The organism is Hymenobacter arcticus (genome assembly GCF_054779975.1).
The window spans coordinates 257229-270065 of the sequence record NZ_BAAGXF010000002.1; the positions used below are offsets into that span (position 1 = coordinate 257229).

Genomic DNA, 12837 nt, shown 5'->3' on the forward strand with positions numbered 1-12837 from the left:
TGATGCAGCCCAAAAAACGCCTCGCTATCCTGCTTTCCGGCCGCGGCTCCAACATGTTGGCGCTGGCCGAATCGCTGCGCTCCGGCGTGTTGCGAGAGGTGGCCGAAGTAGTGGTGGTATTCAGTAATGACCCGGCCGCGCCCGGCCTCGAATCTGCGGCGGCGCTGGGCTTGCCCACGGCTAGCCTGGCTTCCAAGGGCCGCAAGCGGGAAAGCTTCGACCAGGAAGTGGTGGCTATTCTGCAAGCGTATCGGCCTGATTACGTGATACTGGCGGGCTACATGCGGGTGCTGTCGCCCACGTTTGTGCGGGCCTTCGCGGGGCGCATCGTCAACATTCACCCCGCCGATACGCACCAGCACCAGGGCCTGCACGCCTACGAATGGGCCTTCGATAACCATCTGGCGGAGACTAAGATAACGGTGCACCTCGTGGACGAAGGCTTGGACACGGGCCCCGTCCTGGCCCAGCGCGTTGTAAATTTGGTAGGGGCCGATACGCTCGAAGAAGTGCAGCGCCGCGGCCTGGCCGTGGAGCACGTACTATACGCCGAAACGCTGGCAGATTTGCTAAAAAGCAATCTATCAGTAAGTTAAAGAATTGTTGGCATTACTCATTGTTCCTTGCTACTTACCAATTAATTATGTGCGGCATCGTAGGTTTTCACGGCCCTGAGCGCGTGGTGGGCGATATGATTATCGGCCTCACCGCCCTGCAACACCGGGGGCAGGATGCCGCCGGCATTGCTACGTTTGACGGCGACGCCTTTCACCTGCACAAGGGGCAGGGGCTGGTCAACGACGTGTTTAAACCGAAGCATACCAAGAAGTTGACCGGCAACACCGGTATTGGGCACGTGCGTTACACCACGCAGGGCGCCAACGATTCGGACCTGGCGCAGCCCTTCACCACGAGTTACCCTTTTGGGCTGGCGATGGTGCACAACGGCAACGTCATCAACTTCCGCGACGTGGCCAAGCTGCTGCACGAGAAGTACCACGTGCTGCCCAAGACGACCAACGACCTGGAGCTCATCATGTACACCTTCGCCTCGGAGCTGCGTGTGAAGGACCTGGACCGAATTTCGGTAGTCGATATTTTTGATGCCGTCGAAACGACTCAGGAGCTGGTGAAGGGTGCGTATGCCACCATCACCATCATTGCCGGGCACGGCCTGCTGGCTTTCACCGACCCGCTGGGCATCCGGCCGCTGGTGCTGGGTCGCCGCGAAACTCCCGAAGGCCCGGTCTACGCCTTCGCCTCGGAAAGTACCTGCTTCGACTACCTCGACTTTGAGTTTGTGCAGAACGTAGGCCCCGGCCAAGCCGTGTTCATCGACCAGAATTTCCAGGTGCACTACAAAAATCAGCACGCGCTGCCCAAGGCATTCTGTGTGTTTGAGCAGATTTACTTCGCCCGTGAAGACTCCACCATCCACGGCCGGCTGGTGGCCCGCGAGCGCGTGCGCCTCGGCAAAATCCTGGCCCGCAAGGTGGCCGACGCTGGCCTAAAGCCCGATATGGTGATTGACGTGCCCAGCAGCGGCTACTTCGCCGCCTCGGGCCTGGCCGAAGCCATTGGGGTGCCCTACCGCCGGGCCATGGTGAAAAACAACCACATGGGCCGTTCCTTCATTGTACCCACCCAGGCCGGCCGCGAAGATGTGGTGAAGAAGAAGCTGAACCCCATTCGGGCTTTTGTGGAAGGTAAAAAAGTGGCCGTGGTGGACGATAGCATCGTGCGCGGCACCACGTCGCGCCGCATTGTGCGGCTACTGCGCGAAGCCGGGGCGGCCGAGGTATATTTCATTTCGAGCGCGCCGCCGCTGGTGTCGCCCTGTATCTACGGCATCGACATGGCCATGAGCACCGAGCTGATTGCGGCCAACTACACGGAGCAGGAAATCTGCGATTACATCGAAGCCGATAAGGTTATCTACCAGGATTTGAGTGACTTGCAGGACCTCTTTGCCGAGGAGCGCGGCCACGGCGGCTCGTGCTTCGCGTGCTTCACTGGCAAGTACCCCACGGGCGATGTAACGCGCTACCTACGCCACATTCAGGAGGAGCGCCAGAGCCACCGCCCGGTGGATAAAACGGCCGTGTCGGTAAGCGCCAAGGCGCCCGCGCCGACTGAGCATTAGAATAGTCGCCCTCCACGATTCACCCCACCCCCCGGCCCCCTCCCCTCCGGGAGAGGAGGAGCCTGACGATTATTTAAGTAAAAGACGTTTTTAATTATCCAGCTAATACCCAAATCGTCAGGCTCCCCCTCTCCCGGAGGGGAGGGGGCCGGGGGGTGGGGTGCACCGCATGAACAACGCCCAAACCCCCGACGCCGGCTACTCCATCGACCTCGGCAACGCCGCCTCGAAAAACGCCTACAACTGGTCGAAAAAAACCTTCGCTACCCGCGCCGGTCTGCCCGGCGAGCCCGCCCGCGGCCTCGACGGGGGCTTTAGCAACGAAATCGGCTTTGGCAAAGAGCGCCTAGGCATCAGTTCGGACGGTATCGGGACCAAAATCGAGTTGGGTGAGCGCCTCGACAAATACGATACCCTGGGCTACGACCTGGTAGCCATGACCGCCGACGACCTTATCGCGGCCGGCTTCATCCCCACCAACCTGTCGAATATTATCGATGTCAATACTCTTGACTATGATGTAGTTGATGAGATGATGCGCGGCCTGCACGACGCCTGCATGTTCTCGAAAATCGCCATCACCGGCGGTGAGATTGCCGAGCTTGGCTCACGTATTGGCGGCTTCCCCGGTGCCCGCATGAACTTCAACTGGTGCTCCACGGCCATTGGTGTGCTGCATCCCAGCCTGGAGCAGCCGCTGAGCGGCGCGCACGCCCAGGCCGGCGATGCGGTGGTAGCCCTGCGTTCGCCCTCGTTCCGCTCCAATGGCTACTCGCTAGCCCGCAAGACGTTGCAGCGCCTCTTCGGCGACAACTGGCACACGGCGCCCTACGACGGCACCGACGCCGACCAGTACGCCACCTGGGGCGAGGCCTTGCTCGCGCCCTCGCTCATCTACGCGCCCGCCCTCACGGCGGTGCTCGACGCCGGTCTGTCCTTGCGCGGCGCGGCCCACATCACGGGCGGCGGCGTGGCCGACAACTTCAAGCGGGTGCTCAAAAACGGCCTCGGCGCGGTGCTCGACAACCTCTTCGCGCCCCTGCCCGCCATGCAGCGCCTCTGCGAAATCGGCGGCATCAGCCCCGAAACCGCCTACCTCTACTGGAACATGGGCAACGGTATGCTGCTTGTCACGGCCCCCGAAGCTGCCGAATCCCTCGTGCAGCAACTCACCCAAAGCGGCTACCAGGCCCAGGTAGCCGGCTACCTCACCGCCGAGGCAGGCGTGACGCTGCGTGTGGCGGCGGGGGAGTTGAAGTATGCGTAATTTTTTGAGTGAGTTTTTGTCTAGCTATCACTAGCAGCGTATTATATTTGAGTAAGCCCCACAAACCTCTTGGTTTTGTGGGGCTTATCCATTGAACTAATAACCGGGCCGTCGCGTCAATTTTGAGATGAACAAGCACAACAACGATACCGCAAAAGCTTTAAGCGAGGCCCGGCGTAAGAACGCTGCCGCTGCCCTTACGGCCCGCTACGCTGAGCTTGACCGCCAAACAGGCATGGCGGTAGTGGAGAGAATAAAAGAATTAACTACAAATAAAAATGATAGAGAATGACAGAATAATAATGTGTGACTGGAGTGAAGCTGGAGGCGTTTTTGAATACGACCTCAGCTATTTACACCCAGATTTGGAAGTGCTGGTGCAAGAGTATCGAATAAGTTCGATGAATTATGAGGGGAAGCGAATTTACCAAAGTGATTTCTCCTTATTCGCCATAGAATCCGTGGAGCCCGGCAATTTTTCCTATCTGCCACGAGAGGTTAAAGACGGCGTATGGGATATAGTATTTGCTGTGAAACGTAAATTTTTTGATGAATACAAGCCTGACATAGTAGAGCATTTTATAGACGAAGCGCATTCCATAGAGCAGCGGTTTGAATTATACAAGAAGCGATTAACGCCGCTGGATTACGACATAGAGATAGAAAAAACGAAACACACTATTACATACCAGAAAAAGAAAACCCCCGCCGCTCCCGGTGGGGGTTTCTTTTTGCGCGTTAACCCTATGCCGGCCGCACCGGCCGCTTGGCCAGCATGAGCTGCGTGCGAAACTCGTGCAGCGACTGCTCCAAGCCCACCGGGTAGGTGTGCGGGTTGAGGTAGCGACGGATGCTGAGGTCCAGGCTGTTGACTTCCTGGCGGGCGTGGGCGCGGCTTTCGGCCAGGGTGGGCTGGGGCTGCACGAGGCGGCCCTGGCGCAGCACCGGAGCCAGCAGGTCGCGGAAGGGCGCACCGGGGTGCACGGGGCGGCGGCGGGTGGCATCGGCGGGGTCGATGAGCGTGGGGGCGGCGGGCAGCGGCTCGGGCGCGGCGATGTTGTAAATCATGTCGGCGCGGGGCTGGCCGGTTTCGCCCAGGTAGCGGCGCACTTGCAGAATGCCGGGGATGCTGGTTTTGGCCTGCTGTTCGGAGAGCTTGATGGTGAAGTCCCAGCCCTGGCCATCGGCGGTGCGCAGGGCAGCCAGCTTGTACACGCCCCCGAGGGCCGCCTGGTTGTAGGCCGTCACGAGCTGGGTACCCACGCCCCAGGTGTCGATGCGGGCGCCCTGCTGCTTGAGGCTGGTGATGAGGTTTTCCTCTAAATCGTTGCTGGCCACGACGCGAACTTTCTCCAGGCCGGCCGCATCGAGCAGCTTACGGGCCTCTTTGGAGAGGTAGGCCAGGTCGCCCGAGTCGAGGCGGATGCCGCCCAACTCGTGGCCCTGCTGGCGCATTTCGAGGGCTACTTCGATGGCGTGGCGCACGCCGTCGAGCGTGTCGTAGGTATCGACCAGAAACACCGAGTCGTCGGGGAAGGCGTCGGCGTAGGCGCGGAACGCGTCCAGCTCATTTTCATACGTCATGACCCAGCTGTGGGCGTGGGTGCCGCGCACCGGAATGCCGTAGCGCTGGCCGGCCAGCACGTTGCTAGTGGCATCGGCCCCGCCGAGGTAGGCGGCGCGGCTGGCCCCGAGGCCGCCATCGGGCCCCTGGGCGCGGCGCAGGCCAAACTCCAGCACGGAGTCGGTCGGCCCGGCGGCGTCGCGCACGCGGGCGGCCTTAGTGGCGATGAGGGTTTGAAAATTGACGAGCGTGAGCAGGGCCGTTTCTACTAGCTGGGCTTGCAGCAGCGGGCCTTGCACGCGCACAAGCGGCTCATTACCAAACACTACCGTGCCCTCGGCCACGGCATCTACATCGCAGGTGAATTTCAGGTCTTTCAAATAAGCCAGAAACTCATCGGGGAACAGCCGGCTGCCTTTGCTGCCCGTGAGGCCGGCGAGGTAGGCAATGTCATCATCCGAAAAGCGTAGGGTTTCCAGGTAATCGACGGCCAGAGCCAGGCCGCCCGCCACCGCGTAGCCGCCATTGAAAGGGGCCTTGCGGAAGTAGAGGTGAAACACCGCCTCGCGCTCGTGCAGGCCCTGCTTCCAGTAGCCATAGGCCATGGTGAGCTGGTAGAGGTCGGTGAGCAGGGCTAGCGAGGGCCGGTAGAGGCCGGAGAGGGGCGCGTCGTTCATGGGGCAAAGCAAGCAGAAAAAATGGAATAGTAGGCTGTTTTGGCCCGCAGTATGAGCGGGAGTGGGGTGCCTGCCGAGCCCGTCTTCATGCATTGCACCCACCCAAAGGGCTATCTTGGGGCGTGAAATCTCCCGCTGTTCCGCAGTCGCTACTGCATCGAATGGGCCACTTGCCCACCTCCTTACGCTTGGTAGTAGGGGCAGTGGTAGGGGTAGCGGCCTGGGCACTTAGCCCCGCTCATTACCACACGCTGGTCCGGCTGATTATCGGGTGGGATGCATTTGCCATTACCGCCCTGGCCCTCATCTGGATGGCCGTTTATACCGCCGATGCCGCCCGCATTCGGGCCGTAGCCGCCTCCGAAGATCTGAGCCGGCTGCTGAGCTTCGTGTTTGTGTTGGTGGCGGCCGGCGCTAGCCTGCTGGCTGTGGTGCTACTGCTGGGTACCAGCCACGGCTTGCCCCCGGCGGTACTGGCCCGGCACATTGGCCTCAGCGGTGTGGCCGTGGCGGCGTCGTGGCTGCTGGTGCACACGGTGTTCACGTTGCGCTACGCCCACACGTATTACGATGCAAAGGAGGACGGCTCCGACGTGGGTGGCCTGGAGTTTCCGGGTGGCGAAAAAGAGCCTAACTACCTAGATATTGCATATTTTGCTTTCGTAGTGGGCATGACGGCCCAAACCGCCGACGTCAGCATCAGCGGCCGGGGCCAGCGCCAGCTGGCCCTGCTGCACGGCCTCATCTCGTTCGTTTTCAATACGGCCCTGGTTGCGCTGGTTATCAACGGCGTAGCGGGAATCCTGTAGGTCAATTATTAGTCATCAATCATCAGTTATCAATCGCTCCATCGGTGCAAAATGCGCAAAAAGAAAGGCTGATAACTGATAATTGATGACTGATAACTGACTAAAACAGGCTGCCCTGCACCTGTTGCGGCAGCAGGCGCGGCGGCGGCACCACAATGCCCGTCAGCTCGCGCATGCGGGCCAGGAAGTGCTGGGCCCAGATGGGGGCGTGACGCACATCTTTCTGATGAATAAAGACATAGGCCGTGTGCAGGCCCTGGGGGTACCACTCGGCCAGGCGGGCGGCCCAAGCGTCGGCGCGCTCGTAGTCGCTGGGGATGAGGCCGTGGCCGTTAATGCGCAAAAAGGCTACGGGCGTGGTGAGGCGCTGGGGCAGCACGTCGCGCCGGCCGGCTACGTCAGTGATTACCAGGGTTTTATTGAGAGCCTCCAGGGTGGCGAATACCGTGTCAGCCAGGGCTTTATCCGAAAACCAGCGCGGGTGGCGCAGCTCCACGGCCAGCGGCACCGCGGCCGGCCAATCGAGCAGGAAGCGCTCCAGGCGGGGCAGGTTCTCGGGGCCGAAGTGCGGGGGTAGCTGCAAGAAGCAGGTGCCCAAGTTGTCGCTCAGCTCCCGCACGGCCCGGGTAAAGCTGAGGGTAAGCTCGTCGGTATTATATAGCTCGCGCTCGTGGCTGATGCTGCGCGGCAGCTTGGGGCAAAACTTAAAACCCAGCCCCACGGCCTCGCGCCAGCGCCGCCCAGTGGGCGCGTCGGGGATACGGTAATGGGTGGTATTCAGCTCGATAGAGTTGAACTGCTGGGCGTAGTATTTCAGGAAGTCGGGCTCCTTGGCGCCCTGCGGAAAGTAAGAGCCGAGCCACTCCTTATTGGTCCAGATGGGGCAGCCTACGTAGAGGCTGGGCGCGGCCGGCGGCGGGGTGCGGGCCAGCACGCGGGCGGTGTCGGGGTGGGCAGGGGGCAGGCGAAAATCAACGTAGCGCAGGTCGGGCAGGCGGCCAAAATCCATAGCCACGAAGGTACGGCCCAAGGCCAGATTCTTACGGGCGCGATATACGACGGCGTTAGCAATTCTGCAAACAGCCTCGCCCTGGGCTACCCAGCGTAAGGCCCAAATCTTACACCCGTCGGATAATCTAATTCAGGAGCTTGCCTCGGAAAAATACAAAAACGACCCATAAAGCGCCTTTAGGAAACACAATTGCAGGTTGAGCGAAGGCCGGGCGGGTAAGGTAAATACAAGATTTATAGTAAAAGTACAATTAAAAATAATTGTCAATCTGGTTAGGAAGAACCCATAATTTGGTTTTGTCCGAGGTCGGGTTACATTCGGTTAGTTCACCATCGACCAAACCGGATGACGCTTACGCGACCAACATTTCTTTTTTCTGCTGTTTTACTGCGCTGCCTTTGCTGGCTGGCGCTGGGAGCAGGGCTGGCGCTGCCGGCCGCTGCCCGGGCCACCCGCACCCACAAGCTGCACCGCACCACCCGTACGCATAAGCTGCACCGTACCAGGCATTTGCACCGCCGCGTCTACATTCCGCGGATGCTGCCCACCATCATTCCTGCGGCCCAAGAGGGCTACTCCACTGTATTGCGGGGCCGTGCCTCGTGGTACGGTAAGCGTTTCCAGGGCATGAAAACGACCAGCGGCGAGCGCTTCAACCGCTTTGAATACACCTGTGCCCACAAAACCCTGCCCTTTGGCACTCGCCTGCGGGTTACCAACCTCAACACCGGCGCCACGGTGGTAGTCCGCGTGAGCGACCGCGGGCCGTTTCGCCACGAGCGCATCATCGACCTGGCCGAAGTGGCCGCCCGCCCGCTGGGCCTGGTAGAAGCCGGCGCCGCCACCGTAGTGGCCGAAGTAGTGCCCGCCACCACGCCGCTGGGCGTCTCCGACACCCCCGACAACCTCGCCGACCTCAAGCAGGCCGACCCCAACCCCAAAGCGCCTTTCACGGCCTACCTGCTGCCCACCGAGCCCGCCGAGATGGTGGTAGCTACCCTAACCCCCGCCGCGCCAATCACCACGGCGCTCGTTGGGCCGCTCGACACCACGGGCTTCGTGGTGCAGGCCGGCACCTTCATCGACGTGCTGGCCGCCCAGGCCCAGGTAGCGCGGATTCTGACCATCGACCAGGCCCTGCCGGCCCAGGTGGTAACGGTTACCGTGGCGGGCCGCCCCCTCAGCCGCGTACTAGTGGGCCAGCTCGATAGCTGGCTAGCCGCCGAAACCGTGCGCCGCAACCTCCAGCTCGGGGGCATTACCGGCCTGGGGCGCCCGCTGCCCGGCGGCCTCGCCGCCCTAGGCACCAGCGAGCTGGCGCGGCCCGCGGCCAGTAGCGCGTCCTTGGCGCTGGCCCGTGCCGGCGAGTAGTTGGTTGTAAGCTATTTATATTTAGTAAGTTATAGTAAACGTAAAAGCGGCTCTCCTAGCAAGGAGAGCCGCTTTTGCGTTTGAAAGCCGGGCCGCTTATTCGTCGGCGGTAGCGCGGTTGATAACCACGATGGCTACCACGGCCACGGCGGCCACGGTTAGAATAAGCTGGGTCGAAGTGAATTTTTTGGCAGCTTTGCGCAGCAGGGTGCCACCGTTCTTGAGCAGGTCGTCCATGTGCTCAGTTTTGCCCTGGAATACGTTTACGGCGCTCTCTACGGTGCGCAGAACGTCTTGGAATTCAATCTTATCGAGTTGTTGAAGCTGGTCAGCCATGAGAAAGGCAAGTTGGAAGTGAGTTGGCAAGAAAAACGGGCATTTGCCCATCGTTAGGCTTCTACGCAAAAAGCCTGCGGGTGTTCCTGCGCAGCTTATTCTTGCTACTCGCCCGCTACCACCAGCACGAGCGCGCTGCTGCGCCCGCCCTCGCGCACCACGCAGTGGTAGGTGCTAGGGGCCAGCCCGCGCACATCGAGTAGCACGCGTTGCGGGCCGGTGCCCAGCGTGCGGCCGCTCACGTAGCGGCGCACCTCGCGCCCCAGCCCGTCGAATAAGCTGACTTGTACCGCCTCGCCCTGGCTCTCAAACAGGGCCGTGGCCTGGCCCACCGCCGGGTTGGGATACACGCTGAAGCCCACCACCGGGGCCGCGCCGGGCGTGGTAGCCAGGGCCGTTTGCTTGATGACCGGCACGTAGGGAAAGGCTTGGCCAAAGAGCTGATTGAGCGTGGCTTGCGGCACCTGAAACCAATCTTTAAGAATGCTGGTGTACACGCTGCGGAAGTCCACCTGCATGGCTACGTTGTCGTTTACGCCGGCGTTGGCGGGCAGCTGGGGGTTGGGGCCGTGCACCAGCGGGTTGGCCTGCGCCCCAAATACCAGCAGCGGGGCCGCCGCGCCGTGGTCGGTGCCGTAGCCCGAGTTGGCCTTGATGCGCCGGCCAAACTCCGAAAACGTGAGCCCAATCACCCGGTCCTGGATGCCGAGCCGCCGCAGGTCGTCCTGAAAAGCGTTGATGCCGTCGGCGATTTTGCCCAGCAGCGTGGCGTGCGCGCCCGTGGCGGTGCTGCCCGTGGTGGGCACTTGGTTGGAGTGCAGGTCGAAGCCCCCGAGCTGGCACACATAGATGCGGGTGCTGAGGCCGCCGGCCACCAGCTGGGCCACTATTTTGAGTTGGTCGGCCAGCGCGTTTTGGCCCGCGGCGGGGTAGAGGGGCGACAGGTTTTTGGCCTTGCCCGCCGCCGCCTGAATGGCCGTGGTATACACCTGCGTCTGGCTTACCACCTGCCTGATGAAGGTGAGCTCGTGCCCCGCCGGCGTATTGGGCGCGGCATCGACGCCACCGCTCAGCAACTGGTAAAAGCTGGAGGTGCTAGCGATGGCCATGCCCATGTTCACCACCGGGCCCTGCACGCAGTTGCTCACCACCGAGCCAATACTCACGGCCAATGGGTCGGGGTTTTGGGGGCTGGGGTAGCCGGTGGGGAAGCCCGGAAACTCGACGTCGAGGTAGCGCCCGCCCCAGCCGGTGGTCAGCACCACGTCGGAGCCGGAGCCCGACGTCCAGATGTCGGTGGCCCGAAAGTGCGAGAAGTTGGGGTTGGGGTAGCCCACGCTCTGCACCACGCCGAGCTGGCCGTTTTTGAACAGCTGCTGGGCCGAGGCCATGGCCGGGTGAATACCCGTGGCCGCCGTGAGGGGCAGCACCTGGCTCTGCGGCAGCATAATGCTGGGCCGCGCCGCCGCCAGGGCCGCGTACTGGTCCACCGGGATAATCATGTTCAGGCCGTCGTTGCCGCCCTGCAACTGCACGATTACCAGCACCTTATCGGTAGCAGTGGCCGCGTTGGTGAGCGCCGCCAGCTCGGCCGAGTAGCCGTAGGCCCCAATAGGAAAGCCGCTGAGCAAAGCCACGCCCGTAGTGGCCGCAGCGGAAGTCTGAAGAAAGTCGCGGCGTTTCATATTATTGACTACTAGGCAAATAGATAAGAACTGTCATTGCGAGCACAGCGAAGCAATCGCACCCGAACGGGCTATAAGCACGACTGGCATGGGTGTCGTTCGGGTGCGATTGCTTCGCAGGCTCGCAATGACAAACGATTACTAATCAGCACCAAACAGATTCAGCTCAGCTGATACTCGGCCAAGCCGGCCAGCGCCCGCGCCATGGCCGAGAGCTTGCTAGCCACCGCCGTGCGCTTGGCCACGTTGGTGGGCGTGGCCAAAAACTGGTTCCACTCACTAGTCCACTCAAAGTCGGGCAAGCCGGGAATGAGGGCGTTTTTCAGAAAGGCCAACTGATTTGCCGTAAGGTCGATGGCCACCATGAGCTGCGCAAACTCGCCGATGACGAGGTTGGGGTCCTGGGCGGTGGCGGGGGGCAGGGCCTGCACCCAGGCCACGAGGTCGGCGCGCAGGGTAGCGCCGTTGCGGGTGTAGCCGGTGGTGCCCAGCAGCAGGTCGGTGGCCTGGTTGCGGCGGGGCAGGGTCACGGCGTTTATCCACAGCTCGTGGTACTGCGGCGTTTGGTAGTAGGCGGCCCAGCCGGCCACGTTGGGCGGGTCGCCGAGGGTTTGCTGCTGCACCAGCGCCAGCGAGTAGAGGTAGTCCCAGAGGCCATATTGCGCCACCGGGCTGCTGGCCGGCGGCAGCGCCAGCTCAAACTGCCGCGCCACGCCCACGGTAAACGCCAATGGGCTCTTAATGAGGCAGCCCACGTTGGCCGCATCAAAAAAATGCTGGGAGCCGAACAGCGCCCGCAGCACCGGCACTATATCGTAGTTGCTGGCAACCAGCAACGTAGCTAGCGGCTGAATGATATCGCTTTCTACCTGCGCATCAATTATATAGTACACAAACCAGCGGTAGAGCTTGCGCACCAGAAACGCCGCCGTGGCCGACTGTCGGAAAATGAGGTCCAGCAAATCCTGGTACTCGCTGGCCCCGTTGGGCGCAACCTTGGCATTGCCAAAGGCGGCGCTGAACTGCTTGGTGCTGGTGTCGTGGCGGCTGGCTGTGAAGTAGCCGGCTACGGTGGTGGCCTGGTCGCGCCAGCCGGTGAGCACCTTGGCAGCGGCCTGCACGTCGGCCTCGGTATAAGTAGTATAGTTGCCGGCCCCGATGAGCGGCCCCTTGCCCAGCGTAAACAGCTCCAGCAGTTCGCGGCCGTAGTTTTCGTTAGGGGCGGCGGCGGTGCTGGCGTTGCCGTTGAGGTAGCGCAGCATAGCCGGCGTAATGGTCACGTCCTTAGCTAGTTGGCGCACGTTGCCAAGGGCGTGCTGGCGCAGCAGCCGCACGTACTCGTAGCCGTACTGCGCACTGTTGATGTCGCCAAATTCCACCACAAAGTGGTTGTGCCAGAACAGTGTCATTTGCTCGCTCAGCGAGGGGCCCTGCGTGAGCTGCTGGCCCAGCCACCAGTCGCGCAGCGAGGTGCGGCGCGCGCCCTCCAGCGTCTGGTCGAAGGCCTGGCCCACCCACGTTTGGCCAATGGCCACGGTGGTATCGGTGGCGCTCACGCTTACGGGTGGGGCCGGGGCGGCGGGTACGGTCAGCAGTCCATTGAGTACCACTGTCAATGACGAGCCGGCCGCCGTTTGCATCTCGCCGCGCGTGGGCCCCAGCAGGCAACGCCGCAGCAGGTGCGCCGCCTGGGGCAGGCCCCACGGCCCGGCATAAGGGGCCAGTGTAGCAGCCATAGTGCGCAGGCCTTCCGGCAGCGCCTGGTTGGCGTAGGGGCTCACGGTTTCGGGCGCGGCCGCGGCCGGGCTGGGGCTAGACCACGCGGCGGCGGCAAAAGCGGGTGCCGGCTTGGATGGGAGGAAAGCTCGGCGGTTCATAGGCAGCTGGCGAAAGGAGTGCTGCTTAAAGATAGCCGGAGCCAGGGAAAGTTTAGTGACTGATAAACAAAATTTTACAAAGCATTGTACTCATTG

General features: G+C 61.9%; 12 protein-coding genes. 7 read left to right on the forward strand and 5 right to left on the reverse strand.

Going from position 1 to position 12837, the window contains the following annotated elements; all coding sequences use genetic code 11:
• Positions 1 to 2: 2 nt before the first annotated feature.
• The 5 genes from purN to ACYVGC_RS04645 all read left to right on the forward strand — a co-directional run bounded on the left by purN (position 3) and on the right by ACYVGC_RS04645 (position 4189).
• Positions 3 to 596 carry a phosphoribosylglycinamide formyltransferase gene (gene purN / locus ACYVGC_RS04625; protein WP_460582617.1) on the forward strand — a complete coding sequence of 198 codons (594 nt, stop codon included), beginning with the start codon at positions 3 to 5 and terminating at the stop codon, positions 594 to 596.
• Between the two features lie 47 nt (positions 597 to 643).
• On the forward strand, positions 644 to 2143 hold the full coding sequence (purF, locus tag ACYVGC_RS04630; protein WP_460582618.1) for an amidophosphoribosyltransferase: 1500 nt from the start codon (positions 644 to 646) through the stop codon (positions 2141 to 2143).
• A gap of 169 nt (positions 2144 to 2312) precedes the next feature.
• The gene (locus tag ACYVGC_RS04635; RefSeq protein ID WP_460582619.1) at positions 2313 to 3410 is read left to right on the forward strand and encodes an AIR synthase-related protein; all 1098 of its coding nucleotides are present in this window, start codon (positions 2313 to 2315) and stop codon (positions 3408 to 3410) included.
• A gap of 127 nt (positions 3411 to 3537) precedes the next feature.
• Positions 3538 to 3702, forward strand: a complete 165-nt coding sequence (locus ACYVGC_RS04640; protein ID WP_460582620.1) for a hypothetical protein — start codon at positions 3538 to 3540, stop codon at positions 3700 to 3702.
• Positions 3689 to 4189, forward strand: coding sequence for a hypothetical protein (locus ACYVGC_RS04645; RefSeq protein WP_460582621.1), 501 nt, complete (start codon positions 3689 to 3691; stop codon positions 4187 to 4189). The genes ACYVGC_RS04640 and ACYVGC_RS04645 overlap by 14 nt, the downstream gene beginning before the upstream one ends.
• On the opposite strand, the gene ACYVGC_RS04650 is transcribed toward ACYVGC_RS04645, so the two are convergent.
• Positions 4155 to 5651, reverse strand: a complete 1497-nt coding sequence (locus ACYVGC_RS04650) for a nicotinate phosphoribosyltransferase (RefSeq protein ID WP_460582622.1) — start codon at positions 5649 to 5651, stop codon at positions 4155 to 4157. The two genes, ACYVGC_RS04645 and ACYVGC_RS04650, sit on opposite strands and share 35 nt — an antisense overlap.
• 122 nt (positions 5652 to 5773) lie before the next feature.
• On the opposite strand from ACYVGC_RS04650, the gene ACYVGC_RS04655 reads away from it, so the two are divergent.
• The gene (locus tag ACYVGC_RS04655) at positions 5774 to 6460 is read left to right on the forward strand and encodes a DUF1345 domain-containing protein (RefSeq protein ID WP_460582623.1); all 687 of its coding nucleotides are present in this window, start codon (positions 5774 to 5776) and stop codon (positions 6458 to 6460) included.
• Between the two features lie 100 nt (positions 6461 to 6560).
• Here the strand turns inward: ACYVGC_RS04655 and ACYVGC_RS04660 are convergent, their stop codons facing one another.
• Positions 6561 to 7469, reverse strand: coding sequence for a DUF72 domain-containing protein (locus ACYVGC_RS04660; RefSeq protein ID WP_460582624.1), 909 nt, complete (start codon positions 7467 to 7469; stop codon positions 6561 to 6563).
• 348 nt (positions 7470 to 7817) lie between these two features.
• Here ACYVGC_RS04660 and ACYVGC_RS04665 point away from each other — a divergent pair, with 348 nt between their 5' ends.
• A complete protein-coding gene (locus ACYVGC_RS04665) occupies positions 7818 to 8843 on the forward strand; it encodes a septal ring lytic transglycosylase RlpA family protein (protein ID WP_460582625.1) in 1026 nt (341 codons plus the stop codon).
• Positions 8844 to 8939: 96 nt separating this feature from the next.
• On the opposite strand, the gene ACYVGC_RS04670 is transcribed toward ACYVGC_RS04665, so the two are convergent.
• The 3 genes from ACYVGC_RS04670 to ACYVGC_RS04680 all read right to left on the reverse strand — a co-directional run bounded on the left by ACYVGC_RS04670 (position 8940) and on the right by ACYVGC_RS04680 (position 12741).
• The gene (locus tag ACYVGC_RS04670; RefSeq protein WP_460582626.1) at positions 8940 to 9179 is read right to left on the reverse strand and encodes a hypothetical protein; all 240 of its coding nucleotides are present in this window, start codon (positions 9177 to 9179) and stop codon (positions 8940 to 8942) included.
• A 104-nt stretch (positions 9180 to 9283) separates the two neighbouring features.
• Positions 9284 to 10864 (reverse strand): DUF1501 domain-containing protein, encoded by a 1581-nt coding sequence (locus tag ACYVGC_RS04675; RefSeq protein WP_460582627.1) that lies wholly within the window; start codon positions 10862 to 10864, stop codon positions 9284 to 9286.
• Between the two features lie 161 nt (positions 10865 to 11025).
• Positions 11026 to 12741 (reverse strand): DUF1800 domain-containing protein, encoded by a 1716-nt coding sequence (locus ACYVGC_RS04680; protein ID WP_460582628.1) that lies wholly within the window; start codon positions 12739 to 12741, stop codon positions 11026 to 11028.
• Positions 12742 to 12837 lie beyond the last annotated feature (96 nt).

Coding starts and splice junctions, on each gene's coding strand:
- purN (WP_460582617.1), top strand. CDS start 3: ATGCAGCCCAAAAAACGCCTCGCTATCCTGCTTTCCGGCCGCGGCTCC.
- purF (WP_460582618.1), top strand. CDS start 644: ATGTGCGGCATCGTAGGTTTTCACGGCCCTGAGCGCGTGGTGGGCGAT.
- ACYVGC_RS04635 (WP_460582619.1), top strand. CDS start 2,313: ATGAACAACGCCCAAACCCCCGACGCCGGCTACTCCATCGACCTCGGC.
- ACYVGC_RS04640 (WP_460582620.1), top strand. CDS start 3,538: ATGAACAAGCACAACAACGATACCGCAAAAGCTTTAAGCGAGGCCCGG.
- ACYVGC_RS04645 (WP_460582621.1), top strand. CDS start 3,689: ATGATAGAGAATGACAGAATAATAATGTGTGACTGGAGTGAAGCTGGA.
- ACYVGC_RS04650 (WP_460582622.1), bottom strand. CDS start 5,651: ATGAACGACGCGCCCCTCTCCGGCCTCTACCGGCCCTCGCTAGCCCTG.
- ACYVGC_RS04660 (WP_460582624.1), bottom strand. CDS start 7,469: ATGGATTTTGGCCGCCTGCCCGACCTGCGCTACGTTGATTTTCGCCTG.
- ACYVGC_RS04665 (WP_460582625.1), top strand. CDS start 7,818: ATGACGCTTACGCGACCAACATTTCTTTTTTCTGCTGTTTTACTGCGC.
- ACYVGC_RS04670 (WP_460582626.1), bottom strand. CDS start 9,179: ATGGCTGACCAGCTTCAACAACTCGATAAGATTGAATTCCAAGACGTT.
- ACYVGC_RS04675 (WP_460582627.1), bottom strand. CDS start 10,864: ATGAAACGCCGCGACTTTCTTCAGACTTCCGCTGCGGCCACTACGGGC.
- ACYVGC_RS04680 (WP_460582628.1), bottom strand. CDS start 12,741: ATGAACCGCCGAGCTTTCCTCCCATCCAAGCCGGCACCCGCTTTTGCC.